Annotated in this window: 20 protein-coding genes and 1 tRNA gene; 15 read left to right on the top strand and 6 right to left on the bottom strand. The window is 59.5% G+C overall.

Going from position 1 to position 17793, the window contains the following annotated elements; genetic code table 11:
• The 10 genes from mltG (at position 1) to KDW95_RS07640 (ending at position 8327) form a co-directional block, all read left to right on the top strand.
• Positions 1–1020 carry an endolytic transglycosylase MltG gene (gene mltG, locus KDW95_RS07685; RefSeq protein ID WP_255855701.1) on the top strand — a complete coding sequence of 340 codons (1020 nt, stop codon included), beginning with the start codon at positions 1–3 and terminating at the stop codon, positions 1018–1020.
• A gap of 2 nt (positions 1021–1022) precedes the next feature.
• Positions 1023–1664 (top strand): dTMP kinase, encoded by a 642-nt coding sequence (tmk, locus tag KDW95_RS07680; RefSeq protein ID WP_255855700.1) that lies wholly within the window; start codon positions 1023–1025, stop codon positions 1662–1664.
• On the top strand, positions 1657–2655 hold the full coding sequence (locus KDW95_RS07675) for a DNA polymerase III subunit delta' (protein WP_255855699.1): 999 nt from the start codon (positions 1657–1659) through the stop codon (positions 2653–2655). Before tmk ends, KDW95_RS07675 begins: the two co-directional genes overlap by 8 nt.
• A 22-nt stretch (positions 2656–2677) precedes the next feature.
• The gene (locus KDW95_RS07670) at positions 2678–3028 is read left to right on the top strand and encodes a PilZ domain-containing protein (protein ID WP_255855698.1); all 351 of its coding nucleotides are present in this window, start codon (positions 2678–2680) and stop codon (positions 3026–3028) included.
• Positions 3029–3060: 32 nt separating this feature from the next.
• Positions 3061–3837, top strand: a complete 777-nt coding sequence (locus KDW95_RS07665) for a TatD family hydrolase (RefSeq protein ID WP_255855697.1) — start codon at positions 3061–3063, stop codon at positions 3835–3837.
• Between the two features lie 220 nt (positions 3838–4057).
• On the top strand, positions 4058–5158 hold the full coding sequence (locus KDW95_RS07660) for a malate dehydrogenase (protein WP_255855696.1): 1101 nt from the start codon (positions 4058–4060) through the stop codon (positions 5156–5158).
• 176 nt (positions 5159–5334) lie between these two features.
• Entirely contained in the window at positions 5335–5985 is a 651-nt protein-coding gene (locus KDW95_RS07655; RefSeq protein WP_255855695.1) for a class I SAM-dependent methyltransferase, read from the top strand.
• 61 nt (positions 5986–6046) lie between these two features.
• Entirely contained in the window at positions 6047–7081 is a 1035-nt protein-coding gene (locus tag KDW95_RS07650; protein ID WP_255855694.1) for an MBL fold metallo-hydrolase, read from the top strand.
• A 47-nt stretch (positions 7082–7128) separates the two neighbouring features.
• Positions 7129–7857 carry a DUF1223 domain-containing protein gene (locus KDW95_RS07645; protein ID WP_255855693.1) on the top strand — a complete coding sequence of 243 codons (729 nt, stop codon included), beginning with the start codon at positions 7129–7131 and terminating at the stop codon, positions 7855–7857.
• 50 nt (positions 7858–7907) lie between these two features.
• Positions 7908–8327: a secondary thiamine-phosphate synthase enzyme YjbQ gene (locus KDW95_RS07640; RefSeq protein ID WP_255855692.1), complete on the top strand. Its 420-nt coding sequence runs from the start codon at positions 7908–7910 to the stop codon at positions 8325–8327.
• Between the two features lie 48 nt (positions 8328–8375).
• On the opposite strand, the gene KDW95_RS07635 is transcribed toward KDW95_RS07640, so the two are convergent.
• The 6 genes from KDW95_RS07635 to KDW95_RS07610 form a co-directional block, all read right to left on the bottom strand.
• A complete protein-coding gene (locus tag KDW95_RS07635) occupies positions 8376–9305 on the bottom strand; it encodes an NAD(P)-dependent oxidoreductase (protein ID WP_255855691.1) in 930 nt (309 codons plus the stop codon).
• Between the two features lie 43 nt (positions 9306–9348).
• Positions 9349–9684: a TusE/DsrC/DsvC family sulfur relay protein gene (locus KDW95_RS07630; protein WP_255855690.1), complete on the bottom strand. Its 336-nt coding sequence runs from the start codon at positions 9682–9684 to the stop codon at positions 9349–9351.
• Position 9685: 1 nt separating this feature from the next.
• On the bottom strand, positions 9686–9973 hold the full coding sequence (gene tusB / locus KDW95_RS07625; RefSeq protein WP_255855689.1) for a sulfurtransferase complex subunit TusB: 288 nt from the start codon (positions 9971–9973) through the stop codon (positions 9686–9688).
• 2 nt (positions 9974–9975) lie between these two features.
• Positions 9976–10341, bottom strand: coding sequence for a sulfurtransferase complex subunit TusC (gene tusC, locus KDW95_RS07620; RefSeq protein WP_255855688.1), 366 nt, complete (start codon positions 10339–10341; stop codon positions 9976–9978).
• 1 nt (position 10342) lies between these two features.
• The gene (gene tusD, locus KDW95_RS07615; protein WP_255855687.1) at positions 10343–10735 is read right to left on the bottom strand and encodes a sulfurtransferase complex subunit TusD; all 393 of its coding nucleotides are present in this window, start codon (positions 10733–10735) and stop codon (positions 10343–10345) included.
• A gap of 177 nt (positions 10736–10912) precedes the next feature.
• Positions 10913–11578 (bottom strand): Bax inhibitor-1/YccA family protein, encoded by a 666-nt coding sequence (locus KDW95_RS07610; RefSeq protein WP_255855686.1) that lies wholly within the window; start codon positions 11576–11578, stop codon positions 10913–10915.
• Between the two features lie 119 nt (positions 11579–11697).
• On the opposite strand from KDW95_RS07610, the gene KDW95_RS07605 reads away from it, so the two are divergent.
• The 5 genes from KDW95_RS07605 (at position 11698) to KDW95_RS07585 (ending at position 17792) form a co-directional block, all read left to right on the top strand.
• A tRNA-Ser gene (locus tag KDW95_RS07605) sits at positions 11698–11785 on the top strand.
• A 53-nt stretch (positions 11786–11838) separates the two neighbouring features.
• Positions 11839–12573, top strand: a complete 735-nt coding sequence (locus KDW95_RS07600) for a pseudouridine synthase (protein WP_255855685.1) — start codon at positions 11839–11841, stop codon at positions 12571–12573.
• Between the two features lie 200 nt (positions 12574–12773).
• Positions 12774–13532 carry a 5'-methylthioadenosine/S-adenosylhomocysteine nucleosidase gene (gene mtnN, locus KDW95_RS07595; protein WP_255855684.1) on the top strand — a complete coding sequence of 253 codons (759 nt, stop codon included), beginning with the start codon at positions 12774–12776 and terminating at the stop codon, positions 13530–13532.
• 469 nt (positions 13533–14001) lie between these two features.
• Entirely contained in the window at positions 14002–15879 is a 1878-nt protein-coding gene (locus tag KDW95_RS07590; RefSeq protein WP_255855683.1) for an ABC transporter ATP-binding protein, read from the top strand.
• Positions 15876–17792 (top strand): ABC transporter substrate-binding protein, encoded by a 1917-nt coding sequence (locus KDW95_RS07585; RefSeq protein WP_255855682.1) that lies wholly within the window; start codon positions 15876–15878, stop codon positions 17790–17792. The genes KDW95_RS07590 and KDW95_RS07585 overlap by 4 nt, the downstream gene beginning before the upstream one ends.
• Position 17793: the final 1 nt, after the last annotated feature.

Raw genomic sequence — 17793 nt, 5'->3', positions numbered from 1 at the left:
ATGAGGCTACTGTTCGGTGGGGCGCTGCTGACGCTGTTGCTGCTTGCCATCGCCTGGCAACGCATCAATGCCTATGTCGACAGCCCGCTGCCGGTGGCTGAACCCCGCACACTGGTGATTGAACGGGGCCAGGGATTCAACCAGATCGCGGCTGACCTGGAGGCAGCGACACTGGTGCAGCGGCCGCTTTTGCTGCGTATCTTTGCTCGTGTGCAGGGCGTGGCACACCGGGTCAAGGCCGGCGAATATGCCATTGAGCCGGGCCTGACCCTGCGTGGACTGCTGCAGAAAATGGTCGATGGCGACACGTTGCGGCATTTCTTTACCGTGGTGGAAGGGACCAGCTTTGTGCAGTTGCGCGAACAGCTGGCGGCCAACCCGGTACTCTTGCAGACCCTGACCGAACTTGATGACAGCGAGATCATGGCGCTGCTGGGGGAGCCCGACAAGCATCCCGAGGGGCTGTTTCTGGCTGAAACCTATCAGTTCCTGCGCGGCATGTCGGACCTGGATCTGTTGCGTCGTGCCCGCACCTCGCTGGATGCCGCCCTGGTCAAGGCCTGGGAAGAGCGGCAGCCGGAGCTGCCTTACGGCTCGGCGTACGAGGGCCTGATCATGGCATCCATTATTGAAAAGGAAACCGCGGTACCGGATGAGCGCCCGCGCATCAGCGGTGTCTTTGTGCGCCGGCTGCAGCAGGGCATGCGCCTGCAGACCGATCCAACGGTGATTTACGGCATGGGTGATGCCTACAAGGGCAATTTGCGCCGTTCCGACCTGCTCAAGAAAACACCCTACAACACCTATGCGATAGAAGGGCTGCCGCCGACACCCATTGCCATGGTCGGGGAGGCCGCAATCACCGCTGCCCTTAACCCCGAGGCCGGCCCCTGGCTGTTTTTTGTCGCCAAAGGGGATGGCAGTCATCATTTCTCCGCTCGCCTGTCAGAGCACAATTCCGCGGTACGGCGCTATCAGTTAAAGCGTCGTGAAGATTACCGCTCGACGCCCGAGGGCTAGCCATGACTGCACAGCGAGGGCGCTTTATCACCGTCGAGGGCACCGAGGGTGCCGGAAAAAGCAGCAATATCGACTTCATTCGCCGCCAGCTCGAGGCGCGGGGTATCGATGTTGTGCTCAGCCGCGAGCCGGGGGGGACCCCGCTGGCCGAGGAGATTCGCGCACTGCTGCTCAGTCCGCGGGACGAACAGGTATGCGAAGATGCCGAGCTGCTGCTGATGTTTGCTGCCCGCGCCCAGCATATCGCTGCGCTCATCAAGCCTGCGCTGGCACGCGGTAGCTGGGTGCTCTGTGATCGCTTTACCGATGCCACCTTCGCGTACCAGGGGGGGGGGCGGGGTGTGGATGTCGAACGCATACGCCTGCTGGAGTCCCTGGTGCAGGGTGCGCTGCGCCCGGACTGTACCTTCTTGCTGGATCTGCCGGTGGACATCGGGCTGGAACGTGCGCGCAGGCGGTCCATGCCGGATCGGTTTGAGCAGGAAAAGCAGGCCTTCTTCGAGCGGGTACGCGCCAGCTATCTGCAACGGGTGAACGCCGAGCCCGAGCGTTTTGCCTTGATCAATGCGGCGCTGGATATCGAACAGGTGCGCCAGCAATTGCTTCCCCACCTTGACCGCTTGCAGGCGCTGGGCCATGAATGAGTCCGGCACGCAAGTTTACCCCTGGCTGGGTGAGCGCTGGAGTTACCTGGCTCGCCTGCATGACCAGCAGCGCCTGCCCCATGCACTGATGATCAATGGCCCCCAGGGTATCGGCAAGCGGGATTTTGCCCAGGCGCTGTCACGCTACCTGCTGTGCCAGGGAGCACGCGGCGATGCCGCCTGCGGCACCTGTCGCAGTTGTGTGCTGTTTGACAGCGGCGGGCATCCTGACCTGTTTCAGTTGTCTCCGGAAGAGGCGGGCAAGCCCATCAAGGTGCAGCAGGTGCGTGACCTGACGGGTTTTTTGCACAGCACGGCGCAGCAGGGTGGTTACCGGGTGGTGATACTGGAGCCGGCTGAGGCGATGAATCCCTCGTCCGCCAATGCCCTGCTGAAAACGCTGGAAGAACCCGGACGCGATACTATCCTGTTGCTGGTGACGCATCGCCTGGGGCAGGTCATGCCGACCATTCGCAGCCGCTGCCAGCGGGTGGATTGTCATCTGCCCGAGCCTGCAGTCGCGCAGCAGTGGCTGTGCGGGCAGCTCGAGCTCGAGTCTGACAAGGCGCAGCAATTACTGAGTATCTGCCTGGGATCGCCATTGCGTGCCCGCGACTATATTGAACAGGACCTGATGCAGTTGCGGCGCAAGTTTATCGAGGGTCTGGCGGACATCCTGAAGCAGCGCCGTACGGCGCTGGAAGTCGCACAGCAGCTGGCCAAAGAAGATCTGGAGCTTTTGCTGGGATGGTTGTATGGTTGGCTATTAGATATTGTGCGGGTTCTGGGCACCGGTGATGAAAGTTGTTTGCGTCATCTGGATGCAAATAACATGCTGCGGGCTGTGTCGCGCAAAACCAGTGCCCAGGCTGTTTACGCACTGTCTGATCTGGTCCACCAGGAGCGGGTCAGTCTGATGCAGCGCTTGAACCCCAACCGCCAACTGCTGCTGGAGCGGATATTGTTGAGTTGGTCGGCGCTGGTGAGATAAAACTGAGTGGGAGCTTAGCTCGATGTCCTTAGTGCCGCGCATCAGTCATGGTATTTTGTCCCTGGCCATAGAAACCAAGGAAGATCTTTACAAGGCCTTTATGCCCTTTGTGACCAACGGCGGCCTGTTTATCCCGACGCCGCGGGCCTATCAGCTGGGTGAAGAGGTTTTCATGTTGCTGAGCCTGATGGAAGAACCGGACAAGCTGCCGGTGACCGGCAAGGTGATCTGGGTCACGCCCCGGGTTGCCCAGGGAGGCCGTGTGCCGGGCATCGGCATCCAGTTGTCTCCGGACGATAATACCCTCGTGCGCAAGGTCGAGACCTACCTTGCCGGTGCGCTGAATTCGGGGCGTCGAACCCATTCGCTGTAATTCTGTTTATTCTGCCGAGCTAATCCCGTCTGATGTTTATTGATTCCCATTGTCACCTCGACAAGATCGACCTCGCACCCTACAACCATGATTTCGATGCCATGCTGGCGGCCACCCGGGCCAGCCAGGTTGATACGCTGCTCAGCGTGTCGGTCAGCATGGAGTCCTTTTCCGCGCTCTATCGGAGTATCGAGCCCCACGAGGGCGTTTTCGCATCCGTAGGGGTGCATCCACTGCATTCCGATGAAGGCCTCGTTGAGGTCAGTGCGCTGGTACGCGAGGCCGCGCGGGACAAGGTCATTGCCATTGGGGAGACCGGGCTGGATTATTTTTACAGTGCAGAGTCCGCCGAACTGCAAAAGGCCAGCTTTGTGAACCACTTGCAGGCGAGTACGCAAACCGGCCTGCCGTTGATCGTGCATACCCGGGATGCCCGGGCAGATACCCTGGCGCTGATCGAGCAGCATGGTGATCCGGCAGTGGCCGGTGTGCTGCACTGCTTTACCGAAAGCTGGGAAATGGCGGCGGCGGCCATGGATATGAATTATTTTATTTCCTTCTCGGGGATCGTAACCTTTCGCAATGCCCAGGACCTGCGAGACGTTGTGCGCAAAATGCCGCTGGATCGCTTGCTGATCGAAACCGACTCGCCTTATCTGGCGCCGGTGCCGCATCGGGGCAAAAAGAATGAGCCGCGCTTTGTCAGTGAGGTTGCACGCTGTATCGCGGACGTCCGGGGTGTGCCGGTAGAGGAAATAGCAGCAGCTTCGAGTGAAAACTTTTACCGGCTGTTTCGACGCGCCGCCTGACACCTGATTGCGCATGGGGCTCCTAGGCTGAGTCCTGTGCTGTCAGCACCGTGCTTTTGGGTCCGCAATGACGGACCCTTTTCATTTGTGGGCCTGCCGTTTGCGCCCGTCGTGGTCTGTCTTGAAAGAGTCGCAGCGAAACTTACATTCGTCATTCGACTTTGGTATTAGTAGGTCTATATCAGACCTTACTTTTCCTGTATTCCCTACGGAGCTCCAGATGAGAAGACCAGTACGAATTGCCATAACCGGCGCTGCCGGCAGCATCGCCAACAGCTTGCTGTTCAAAATCGCCTCCGGTGAAATGATGGGCAAGGACCAGCCGGTTATCCTGCAGCTGATCGAAGTGCCCCAGGCGATGGAAGCGCTGCGCGGTATCGCGATGGAGCTGGAAGATTGCGCCTATTCGCTGCTTCACACCATAACCTTGCATGACAATGTCGAGGATGGTTTCAAGAATACCCACTTTGCCTTGCTGATCGGTGCCCGCCCCCGTGGGCCGGGTATGGAGCGCAGTGATCTGCTGGAAGTTAACGCCGAGATCTTTACCCGCCAGGGCCGCGCACTGAATAATTTTGCCAACCGCGACGTGAAGGTGCTGGTGGTGGGTAACCCGGCCAATACCAATGCCTTGATCGCTAGCCGCAATGCGCCGGATCTGAGCCCGTCACAGTTTACGTCGCTGACCCGGCTGGATCAGAACCGTGCGCGCGGTATTCTGGCTAACCATACCGGCGCCAGCCCGCGGGATATTCGCCGTGTTGTCATCTGGGGCAACCATTCCCCGACGCAGTACCCGGACCTGCATCAGGCGACCATTCTGGACCGTTCGGCCATGGATCAGATCCGTTTCGACTGGTACACCGATGAATATATTCCCAAGATTCAGTTTCGTGGCGGCGAAATTATCAAGGCGCGCGGTCAGTCGAGTGCAGCGTCGGCGGCCCAGGGTATTGTTGATCACATGCGTGACTGGGTGCTGGGTACCGATTCGGGTGAGTTTGTCAGCATGGGGATTGTCAGTGATGGCAGCTATGGTATCGAGAAAGGCATTATCTATTCGTTCCCGGTGCGCTGTGACTATGGCCGTTACCAGATCGTGCAGGGGCTTGAGCTGAACGATTTCAGTCGAGAACGCATGAAGGCAACCGAAGCGGAGTTGCTTGAAGAAAAGGCTATGGTTGAGCATCTGCTGCCGGCAGAAACCGCTGCCTCCCACGAAAATCTTAATATCTGCCTGCGCTCCGGCGTCACCCTGTACGCCGACGGTACCGGGCCGGATGGTGCTAGCAAGTACCTCACCACCAACCGCGTCATGTAGGCGTCTTCCCGAGCCTGTTTCTCTGTACGCCCGCCTGCACTCAGGTGGGCGTTTTTTATGTTCGCACGGGCTTGCCGGTGTCATGGTCAGTCGGGGTCTTAGGGAGTACTCTGGAGCTACTGCGCAGGCAATCTGGTTGTTGCCACGCCTGCGTATCAACGAACCCAAGGACATCTATGTCAGCATTACGTGTGCGTTACCAGACTCTGGAGTTTGGGGCTGTCGATATCCATGTTCGATCCCTGCGTGACAAGCAGGAATTTCTAGACTCCGGCGGTGCCGCCGAAAAGCTCGGTATCTCGTCGGCCTCCTGGCCGTTGTTTGGCGTTGTCTGGCCATCCGGACAGGTGCTGGCCCATCTGATGTTCGAGTATGAAATTGCCGGCAAGCGCATCCTGGAGGTGGGCTGTGGTCTTGGTTTGACCAGCCTGGTGTTGAATCATCGCCTGGCAGATATTACCGCGACGGATTATCACCCCGAGGTTGGCGCTTTCCTGAGCGAAAATGTGCAGCTCAATCATGGCAGGGCGATTCCCTTTGTCCGTACCGGCTGGGGGGATACGCAAACGACGCTGGGCCGGTTCGACCTTATTGTCGGCAGTGATCTGCTGTATGAGCGTGAACACGTCGAGTTGCTGGCGGGCTTTATCGAGCAGCATGCCAGGCCCCGATGCGCGGTGGTGCTGGTTGATCCCGGGCGCGGCAACCATGCGCGCTTCAGCAAGCTGATGATTGCCCTGGGCTACAGCCACTCCCAGGCTGCGCCGAAAAACGTGGACTACCTGGCGCAGCCATTCAAGGGGCAGATTCTCAGTTACCGGCGTTAGGTCATTGCGCGCCTGATGGCTACAGTTGTAGCTACGGGCATAATCAGGGCAGGGCACGACGATGATATTTGAGCAGATTGCAACGGGGGGATGTCAGTCATATCTGGTGGGCTGCGCCGACAGCTGCTCGGCGGTATTGATTGATCCCGAGATCAGCCAGGTCGACCGCTATATTGCGCTCGCGGCCCGGGACGGGCTGCGCATTCACTATGTGATTGATACCCATACCCACGCCGACCACTTTTCCGCCACGCGTGCCATCGCGCAGGCGCTGAAGGTTCCGGTGGTGATGCATCGCGACAGTCCCGCGCCCTTCGCCGATCTGCGCCTGCAGGATGCCGACCTGTTGCGGGTTGGTAACTTGCGCGTACAGGCGCTGCATACGCCCGGCCACACCGCGGATTCGATGTGCCTGTTGCTCGACGACCGGATTTTTACCGGGGACACCCTGCTGATCGGGGGGACCGGTCGCACGGATTTGCCCTCGGGAGATCCGTCTGCGCTCTATGACAGCCTGTTCAACGGTATCCTCAAGCTCGATCCGGCGTTGCGCGTGTATCCGGCCCATGATTACAAGCAGCGCGGCTTTACCACGATCGCACAGGAGCTGGCGAGTAACCCGCGCTTGCAGCACAGTGATCGCCTGGACTTTATACAGATGATGGAGCAGCTGGACCTGAATGCGCCGACGCACCTGACCGAGGCGTTGCGTACCAACATGAGTGGTGGCAAAAGCGTGGCGCAACTGCTGGCCGAGGCCGCGAGCAAAACCCCCTTTGTATCCCTGTCCGAGCTGCGTGCCCGCACGCTTGCGGGAAGCGCGGACCTGGTTGTGCTGGATGTGCGTGAGCGCGATGCCTTTGATGCCGCTCACATACCCGGTGCCGTGAATTTGCCGCGCGGCCAGCTCGAACTGCGGGTTAACGATGTCCTGCCTGATCCGACCCGGCGTATCGTGACCCTGTGCCAGTTTGGCAAGGTGTCGACATTGGCGGCCGCGACACTGCGCGAGCTGGGCTTTCTGCGCACCTCTGCCCTAGATGGCGGCATGACGGCCTGGCAGGAAGCAGGGTATCCGCTGGAGCAGACTGGCTGAGGATGTCGCCGAGTCGAGCACCGATACATCAGCCGGAGACATGAGATATGAGAGCGGTTTTGCTTGGCGTCTGGGTGCTGCTGTGGTGCTGTGTTGTACAGGCCCAAAGGTTCGAATCCGCGGCAGAGGGCGCGAACCTGGTGGAGCTCTATACGTCCGAAGGGTGCAGCAGTTGCCCGCCCGCCGACGCCTGGCTAAGCACGCTGGCAGCGGATCCGCAGCTGTTTGGCACATTGTTCCCTGTGGCGTTCCATGTGGATTACTGGAATCAGCTGGGCTGGCCGGATCGGTTTTCATCAGGCCGCTATAGCGAGCGTCAGCGCAGCTATGTGCGTCAGGGGCATGTCAGTCAGGTGTATACCCCCGGGCTGGTTGTGAACGGGCAGGAGTGGCGTGGCTGGCTGCGGGGTCAGCGGCGCTGGCAGATCGCTCCTGTCACGGCCGGTGTTCTGTTGCTCGACTACCAGGCAGATCAGCTGGAGGCGCGTTACAACGCTACCGGCCGCGGCAGGCATGCGCTGCACCTGGTGCGCCTGGGGATGGGGCTGCATACGGAGGTTAAGGCCGGAGAAAACAGCGGGCGTCGGCTGTCCCATGATTTTGTTGTGCTCGATTATCACCGGCGTGCGCCTGAAAACGGTCGCTGGTCGCTGGATCTGGGGGCCGTGCCCGACAAGGGGCAACGCCGCGTGGCGCTCGTGGCCTGGGTCAGCCTGGAGGCGAATCTGCAGCCGCTGCAGGTGGCGGGCGGCTTTATAGATCCTGAGGCTCAGTGAGGGCGGGCAGTGCCAGCGGAAAGCAGTAAATGGTGGGGGCGGGGATAACCATGTGGATTCGAAAGGAAATACAGTTAAGTCCCCGTGCCCGGGGCTTTCATCTCATTACCCAGGATATCGAGCGCGAGCTGCCCGAGCTGCAACGGCTGCGGGTGGGCTTGTTGCACCTGTTCATCAAGCACAGTTCGGCTTCGCTGGCGATCAACGAGAATGCCGACCCGGATGTCAGGCGAGATTTCGAAGCCTTTTTTCACCAGCTGGTGCCGGAAAATGCGCCCTGGTGCACCCACCTGGACGAAGGGCCGGATGACATGCCGGCCCATATCAAGGCCGGCCTGCTCGGCTCAAGCCTGAGTATTCCCGTGAGCGACGGGCACCTGGATCTGGGGCTCTGGCAGGGAATTTATCTCTGCGAGCACAGAAACCGGGGCGGCAGTCGCCATATCGTGCTGACCCTGCAGGGCGAGTAAACGGTCGCGCCCGGCGTGGCGTGCTGCGTTTCGGTACTGGGTTGCTATTCAGGCCTCGGGCATGTCGTTGGGCTTGATGGTTTCCCGGTCATTCAGGCGTGCAGGCGCATTCAGTGCCTCCAGTTGCAGCAGCAGGCCGCTGTGATCGACGCCGTCCAGCCCGCGTTCGACCAGATGCTTGTACTGGGCGAAGGCCTGCTCGGCCAGTGGCAATTGCAGGTCTTCTTGCTGCGCGGTATCGAGTATGGTTTGCAGATCCTTGAGCTGCACGCGGGCGGTGGCGCCCGGCATGAAACTGCGATCGATCATGCGCTGTCCGTGCAGCTCCAGTATGCGGCTGCTGGCAAATCCGCCAAGCAGGGCTTCGCGCACGGCTGCAGGGTCTGCGCCGCCCTGGGCCGCAAGCAGCAGGGCTTCGGAGACGGCGCCGATGGTAATGCCGACAATGGCCTGGTTGGCGCATTTGGCCAGCTGGCCGGAGCCCGCCGGACCTATGTAGGTGGCAGCCTTGCCGAGGCGGGAAAATATTGGCCCGGCCCGCTCAAAGTCCGCCTTGCTGCCGCCCGCCATGATGGACAGGCAGGCCTGCTCCGCGCCGAGGGTGCCGCCGGATACCGGGGCATCAAGGTAGCCGTGCTGGCGTTCGGCCAGCAGCTGGTGGTGGCGCTTGGCCATCGCAGGGGGTATTGAGCTCATGTCGATCACCAGCGCGCCAGGTTTCAGGGCCGCAAGTGTTGCCTCGCTGAACAGCACGGCATCGACCACCGGGCCGTTTTCCAGCATGCTGATGACGATATCGGCATCTTTCACCGCGTCCTGCGCCTGGTGGTACGGCAAGGCGCCATCGCTGCGCAGTGACTCAGCCTTGCTGAAGGTGCGATTCCAGGCGTTGAGGGGGTAGCCTGCACGCAGCAGGTTAAGAGCCATGGGGTGGCCCATCAGGCCGATTCCGAGAAATGCGATGCGGGGCTGGTTCATTGTTATTGTCACTTTTCAGAGGTTGAAAACAGCGGTGCCGGTGCTAGAGGCAGTTGGTGGGCTTGGGTAATCCTGCCAGGCGTGCCGCCAGCTTGGCCGGGCTGTCGGGGAACAGTTTTAGCAGGTAAATGCTGCGGCCCTTTTCCGGTCCCAGGCTCAGGCCGACGGCCTTGACCAGTGGGCGCATGGCGGGTGCATGTTCAAAGCGCTGGTAGAAGTCGCGCAGCACATAGAGGACTTCCCAGTGGGCCTCGCTCAGTTGCAGTGAGCTTTGTGCGGCCAGCGCCTCTGCGACCTGCGGGGTCCATTGGGACAGGTCACGCAGGTAGCCTTCGTTGTCGAGTTCGATGCGGCGGTCGTTCAGGTCCAGGTATGTCATGTCAGTACCAGCTGATCACCCGGGGGTGGTCGCAGCACAGCTGCACGAAGTCGGCGTCGTCCAGCTGCCGGATGCTGTCGTGCAGGCGGCTCTGGAGGCCGCGGGCGGCAACATCGGCTGCTAAGGCGCAGGCGGTGACTCCGTCCGGCAGTTGAAGTTTCAGGTCGGCCAGGGCGCAATAAACACCGTCTTCAATAAGCAGCAGGCAGTCGCCGCTGCTGCAGGCGCGCAGGCAGTCAGCCAGCAGAGCGGTATTGGAGGGCGGGCGGTTCAGGGTATGCAGGGTCATGGTCAGAAGCTCATTACCACATCATGGGAACGGATCAGCTGTGCGATACCGTCTTCGTCGAGCAGCTGAACCGGTAGCAGGCAGTCCTCGGCCACCAGTCCGCGATTGTGCATGGCGCAGTTGCAGGCGTACAGCTGATCAATATCGTACATCGGCAAAGCGCTGAGGGTCGCGCCCAGGTTCTTTTGCTGTATTGCGGCGGGTTCCTGAGACTGCAGCAGCTGGTACACGCCGTCGTCGAGAAACAACATGCTGACGGGCTGTTCGAACACCGCGGTGGTCAGGGCGGTGTCCAGGGCGTCCCGGGCATGGCTGCTGCCGTAGGGGGGGCGGCGGGAGATCACCAGAAAGCGTTTGGGTGTGTTCATGTCAGGCTCCGAAAGTGATCAGTCGATCGGATACGATGGCCGCTTCGGTCAATTGACCGAGCCCCGAAAGCTCGAAGCCGTCATGCAAATTCTGAGCGGGCTTCTCATAGCGGCGGGCTTCGTTGGCATCCAGTACGCCGCGGCGTACGGCGGCCGCGATGCACACCACCAGGTCGAGATCGTGCGCTTGCGCCAGTGCCTGCCAACGGGCCGGCAGGTTAAGCTCATCCTGTGGTGGTGCCGCCAGCGCCGAGGCGCCATGGATGCCATCGCCATAAAAGAATATGCGGTGGATGCTGTGTCCCTGTTGCAGGCAGGCGACGGCAAAGCGGTAGGCGGTTTCGGCGGCCTGGTGGCTGTGAGGAGCGGCGTTAACCAGTAGCGAAAAGATCATGTTCAACCTGTCCGGTGTGCACGTAAAGTGGTGCTGGCAGCAGTCTGGGGTTGGCAGCTAAGCGCCGCCCGCCTGATCAAGTTGCTGTTTCTGAATGCAAAAGCCCCGCTATCTTAGCAAAGATAGCGGGGCTTGGCAGTCGCTTTAGCGGTTGCCGGCAATGAGCCGGCCGCAGGATCAGTCGCTGCTGGTTACGCCCAGAATCTGCAGCAGGCTGACGAAGATGTTGTAAATGGAAACATACAGCGTCACGGTTGCAGAAATGTAGTTGGTTTCGCCACCACGCACAATCGACTGTGTCGTCAGCAGGATAGCGCCGGCCGAGAACAGGATGAACATGGCGCTGATAGCCAGCGACAGTGCGGGCATCTGCAGGAAAATATTCGCGATCACTGCCACAATCAGTACCACGAAGCCTGCCAGCAGCATGCCGCCAAGGAAGGAAAGATCCCGCTTGGTGGTCAGCGCGTAGGCCGAGGTGGTGAAGAATGTCAGGGCAGTACCGCCGAGCGCCATCATGACAATTTCAGAGCCGCCGCGGGCCATGACCATATTGATGATCGGTCCCAGGGTGTAGCCCATGAAGCCTGTCAGCAGAAACACGAACAGCAAGCCCAGTGAGCTGTTGCGGTTTTTCTCGGTCAGGAACAACAGGCCGTAAAAGCCCACCAGTGTAATAATCAGTCCCGGACGGGGCAGGGCCATGGCGGCTGCAACGCCTGCGATGATGGCAGACCATGCCAGCGTGATACCCAGCAGAAAGTAGGTATTGCGCAGAACCTTGTTGGTCGCCAGAGCGGATGAACTGTATGCATCGTTATTGATGGTACGAACGTTACGCATGGTTTCCCTCGATTGATTTCGGTCCAGTAGGCACATCATGCCCTTTATGTATGAATTTACAAGCCTTTCAGGCGTTTGACTTGGCGGTAATTCCACGTACACTATGCGCCGCAAGCGATGGTGAGGTGGCTGAGTGGCCGAAAGCACCGGTTTCGAAAACCGGCGAGTCGAAAGGCTCCCAGGGTTCAAATCCCTGCCTCACCGCCATTTTGCTGGCGCCTCCCCCTGTTTAAGATCCCGCGTGAGCCTGATACAAGACCATGTCCGAGCTGAAGATCCTGTTTGAGGACGAATACCTCGTCGCTATAGACAAGCCTTCCGGGCTGTTGGTTCATCCCAGCTGGATCGCCCCCTCCTATACACCCAATGCCGTTGCCCTGCTCAAGGATTACCTGCAAGACACCGTCTACACCATTCACCGGCTGGACCGTGCGACCTCGGGTGTTATCGTATTTGCCAAGCAGAAGCAGGTCGCTCACGACATGAACCTTGCGTTTGCCGAACGCCAGGTGCGTAAAACCTACCTGTGCGTCACCCGTGGCTATACTCCGGAGTTGGGCCTAATCGATTATGCGCTAAAGCCAATCTTCGACAAGAAGGCCGATCCCTTTGCGGACCCAGACAAGCCGGCCAAGGATGCCCGCAGCGAATTTCGCCGCCTGGGCACCGTTGAGTTGCCGTTCCCGGTTAGCCGTTACCCCAGTGCGCGTTATTCGCTGGTGGAAGTGAAGCCGCATACCGGGCGCAAGCATCAGATTCGCCGTCACATGAAGCATATCTTTCACCCGCTGGTGGGAGACACTGCCCATGGAGATGGCAAGCACAACCGCCTGTTCCGGGAAAAGTTTGATCTGCATCGATTGCTGCTGATGGCGACCGAGCTGGAGTTTTCCCACCCTGTGAGCGGCGAGGCTGTTCATCTGCACTGTCCGGTCGATTCGGCCTGCGATCGGCTCTTTACCCGCTTTGGCTGGGACGGCCTGTATCCGCGTTGAGGCTAGGGGCTGCCGAAGGCCCAGCTCGCCGCCTTGTGTTGTCGTCAGGTGACGCCTGGTGTTCCGAATTTTCCGAACCTGGATAAATAATCCTTTCTGGCGCCAATTAAGCAAGCTGCACTATTCTTTCTGCAGGGTAAATTACGTATTCTTGCTCCGCGAAAAACATAATTCACAGAGAACAACGGTAGTTACGATAGATGAGCACGCGGCTGGCTGACATACTCAAGCAAAAGGATGGATTACGCATCGGTATTATTGGTGCCATGGATCAGGAGGTCGAACTGCTGAAATCGGCGTTGCAGCCGATCGAAGAGCACCAGTATGCCGGCTTCTCCTTCTTTAGCGGGCAAATGCACGGGCAGTCGGTGGTGCTGTTGAAATCCGGTATCGGCAAGGTTAACGCGGCGGTCAGTACGGCGCTGTTGCTGCAAGTGTTCAAGCCTGATTGCATTATCAACACAGGCTCCGCCGGTGGCTTTGATGAACAGCTCGATGTGGGCGATATCGTGATCTCCACCGAAGTGCGCCACCATGATGTGGATGTCACTGTCTTTGGCTACGAGCCTGGCCAGGTGCCGGGCCTGCCCGCCGCGTTTGAGCCAGACTTGCTGCTGGCCCAGTTGGCCGAGCAGTGCATCGGGCAGATGCAGGGCATGAAAACGGTGCGTGGCCTGATCGCGACCGGAGACAGCTTCATGAACTGCGCCGAGCGTGTGACCAAAACCCGTGCGCTCTTCCCGACGATGAAGGCGGTGGAAATGGAAGCCGCCGCGATCGCCCAAACCTGTCACTGCTTCGATGTACCCTTTATCGTGATTCGGGCCCTGTCTGATATTGCCGGCAAGGAATCCAACCTGTCCTTTGATCAATTCCTCGAAACAGCGGCGACCCATTCCGCGCAAATGGTGATGGCGATCGTCAAAAGCCTGTCTGCCCACGCGGCTATCAAGGGCTGATTCGGTTCCAGCCCTGCGTACTGTCCGCCGGTGCGCAGGGTGCCGTATCGCCTCTTTCTGTCTACGCCCTTCCATTGCGCCATAATGGCGCTGTCTTTTGATTGATACCCATTCAGCGCGCCTCCGTCTCTGGGCTTCCACCGGCCTGGAGCGCATTCATGGCCCCTATATATGCCCATTGCCATGCCTGCTGGCTGTGGGGGTAGTTCTGTAACGGGTTTTAGTGCAGCATTCCTTCACAGGCTGTTAAGTCGACAGTGGCTGATGTTAATCTGGTGTGCAAGAATGTCGCGATCTTGCGACGAATTGAGCCTGATGAATACAATAGGGCTATATAACAAAAGCAGCTAAACTTTGGTCAGCTTCTGATTAGGCGCAAGGCACCGCTCGCCGGGTGTCAGGCAAGCCCGCACAGGCCTTTGAATGATCAGAATCTCTTATGTGATGCAGTATATCGAGAGGCCTGGTTTTGAATGACTTATTGACGGTAAAAGACCTTCGTGTCTCGTTTCGCTTGCCCGAAGGGGTGATCGAGGCGGTCAAGGGTGTTTCGTTCAGCATAGCGCCAGGGGCGTCCGTGGCGCTGGTGGGCGAGTCGGGCTCCGGCAAGTCGGTGATCAGCCAGGCCATCATGGGGCTGTTGCCCAAGGCCGGCGTGATTGATTCGGGCGAAATACTGTTTCGTGATCCGGCGTCCGGCCAGACGGTGGATATCGCCGCACTGCATCGTGACAGTGCCCAGATGCGAGCCATTCGCGGCGGGTCGATTTCTATTATTTTTCCTGAACCCAGTACGTCGCTGTCGGCACTGCACACCATTGGTGACCAGATCAGCGAAGCCTTGCGTATGCACCGCAGCGTCGGCAATGCCGAAGCGCTGGAGCTGACACAGGATATTCTGCACCTGGCCGGCTTTGCGGATGCGCGCAGAGCCCTTAAAACCTACCCGTTCGAGTTGTCGGGCGGCTTGCGCCAGCGTGCCATGATTGCCATGGCCCTGGTGTGTCACCCGGCATTGCTGATTGCCGACGAGCCGACCACTGCACTGGATGTGACCATCCAGGCGCAGATCCTCAAACAGATTCGCGATCTGCAGCAGGAACTCAAGATGGCGCTGCTGCTGATCACCCATGACCTTGGCGTGGTCGCCAACATGGTGGATGAGGTGGTCGTGGTATATCACGGCGAGCTGATGGAAGCCGGCACCCTGGATCATATATTCCGCCAGCCTTCGCATCCCTACCTGCAGGCGCTGCTCAAGGCCGTGCCGCGTTTTGGCATGCGCCCGGACGAGCGACTGGTGCCAATTCGCGAGATCCGCCCCAATACCGATAATCTGCATACGCCCAAGCATCCGTTGCCGGCCACAACCGATCCGAACAAACCCATTTTAAGCGTGCGCAATATCCGCAAACAGTTTCGCATACGTTCGGCTGCGGCGGGGCCGGTGTCCGATATCCTGGCGGTGGACGATGTCAGCTTTGATATTCAGCGTGGTGAGTGTCTGGGTCTGGTGGGCGAAAGCGGCTGTGGCAAAACAACCCTGAGCAAGATTCTGATGCGGGCGCTGAATCCGGATGCGGGCCGTGTCAGTTTCTATGACGGCCACCGGGATCTGGACCTTGCAACCCTGAAGGGGCAGGAACTGCTGGATTTTCGCCAGCGCATGCAGTTCGTCTTTCAGGATCCGTTCTCGTCGCTGAACCCGCGCATGACAATCCTTGAAATCATCACGGAGCCGCTGGTTATCCATGGTATAGGGACGCAGCAGGAGCGACAGTCGCTGGCGCGTGAACTGATGGAACTGGTTGGCCTGGATGTGCGTTATCTGCAGCGCTATCCCCACAGTTTTTCAGGCGGTCAGCGCCAGCGAATCGGTATTGCCCGTGCCCTGGCCCTGAGCCCTGACCTGGTGATCTGCGACGAGCCCGTTTCCGCGCTCGATGTTTCGGTGCAGGCGCAGATCCTCAACCTGCTCAAGGATCTGCAGGCGCAGCTCGGGCTCACCTACCTTTTTATTAGCCACAACCTGGCGGTGGTGGACTATATCGCTGACCGCATTGCCGTGATGTGCCGGGGCCAGCTGGTGGAGTTAGCGCCCAAGGCACAGCTGTTCAGCCGGCCGTTGCATCCCTATACCCGGACGTTGCTCAGTGCGGTGCCGGATCCCAATCCGGATCACCTGCTAGACTTCGAACGACTGATGCTTGACCGAGCGTCCTGTCCGGAGGACTGGCCCATGCCCTTTACGCACCATCCGGACGCTCCGGCATCTCTGATTGAATTCGAAAAAGGCCACTTTGTCCGCGTTGTGGCCGGTACGCGCCCTGAGGAACTGGTAGCATGAAATTTTTTGACTGGCGTTGTGGTCTGGTGCTGTTGTCACTGCTTGGCGGTAGCGCAGGGGTACTTGCGGACAGCTACTCCCAGGCGCCCTCGCTGGATGCGCGGGTGGCCAGCGGTGAGCTGCCACCGGTTGAGGCGCGCTTGCCCCAGGCGCCCCTGAAGATGGATTTCGCCGCCAATGGGCAGGAAGTGGGGCAATACGGCGGCACCTTGTCGATGCTGATGGGCAAGGAAAAGGATACCCGTCGCATGACGGTTTACGGTTATGCCCGCCTGGTGCGCTACAACGAAAAGCTCGACCTTGTGCCGGATATCGTCGAATCTGTCGATATTGAGCAGGATCGGGTGTTTACCTTCCACCTGCGTCCCGGTCATCGCTGGTCCGACGGGACGCCCTTTACCTCGGACGATTTTCGTTACTGGTGGCAGGACATTGCCAACAACGACCAGCTCTACCCGGTGGGCCCCCCCGCCGAGCTGATGATTAACGGCAAGTTCCCTGACGTCAGCTTTCCGGATGCGGTAACGGTACGTTATGCCTGGGCCGATCCCAATCCCGAGTTCCTGGCGCACCTGGCCTCGGCGACGCCCCTGTATATCTATGCACCGTCACATTACCTTAAACAGTTTCATATCAAGTACACCGAGGCTTACAAGCTGGCCGAGCGGGTGCTGGATGAGGGCAAGCGGGACTGGGCCGCGCTGCATACGTCCATGGGGCGTCTCTATCGCGCCGACAACCCCGATCTGCCCGTACTGCAGCCCTGGCACCAGACCACGGCAAGCCCCAGCAGTCGTTACCTGTTCGAGCGCAATCCCTTTTTCCACCGCGTAGACCCCAGGGGGCAGCAGTTGCCCTATATCGATACCGTGATTCTGGGAATCACCGAATCCAAGCTCATACCGGCCAAGGCCGCCACGGGAGAAACCGACCTGCAGGCGCAGTACCTGCGGTTCAATGACTTCACGCTGCTAAAGCGCAATGCGCCGGAGTACAACTACCGGGTTACGCTCTGGCCGATTGCCAAGGGGGCTCACCAGGCCCTTTTCCCCAACCTGAATCACAATGACCCCGTCTGGCGCGGGCTGTTCCGGGACGTGCGTTTCAGACGCGCGCTGTCGCTGGGTATAGACCGCCACGAAATCAACCAGGTCATCTATTACGGCATGGCGGTCGAAGGGCAGAATACGCTGCTGGAACGCTCGCCGCTTTACAAGCCCGAGTACCGTACCAGCTGGACGCAGTTTGACCTCAAGGAGGCCAACCGGCTGCTGGATGAGATCGGCCTGACCGAGAAGGATATCGGCGGTACGCGCAAGCTGCCCGATGGTCGCCTGCTGGAAATCATCGTCGAAACCTTCGACGGTACCAGCGAACAGGCCGACGTCCTGCAGCTGGTCGGCGACAAGTGGCGCCAGCTGGGTATCAAACTGCATATCAAGCCTTCCAATCTGGACAACGTGCGGCGGCGTGTCTATGCCGGCGAAACCCTGATGACGATCTCGTCAGGGCTTGAAAACGGCATCGCCACTGCGGCCAATTCTCCCTATGAACTGGCACCGGTGCAGCAGGACTATTATCAGTGGCCCAAGTTTGGCCAGTTCAGGGAAACCCACGGTGCCGCCGGGCTTGCGCCGGACTTTCCTGAAGCCCAGCAGCTGATGAGTCTGCTGGATAACTGGTACCAGGCGGATTCCACGGCGCAGCGCCGCGACATCTGGCAGCAGATGCTGCAAATCAATGCCGATAACCTCTTCAGCATCGGTATTCTGGCGGGGGTCATGCAGCCCATCGCCATAAACAGCCGCTTGCACAATGTCCCGGACAAGGGCATCTGGAACTGGGATCCCGGTGCGCACTTTGGTCTCTACTCGCCCGATACCTTCTGGTTTGAAAAGGGCACGGCGCACTAAT

This window comes from Marinobacterium rhizophilum, assembly GCF_024397915.1.
In the GTDB taxonomy this organism is placed as follows: domain Bacteria; phylum Pseudomonadota; class Gammaproteobacteria; order Pseudomonadales; family Balneatricaceae; genus Marinobacterium_A; species Marinobacterium_A rhizophilum_A.
This window is presented reverse-complemented; position numbering and strand designations above follow the sequence as displayed.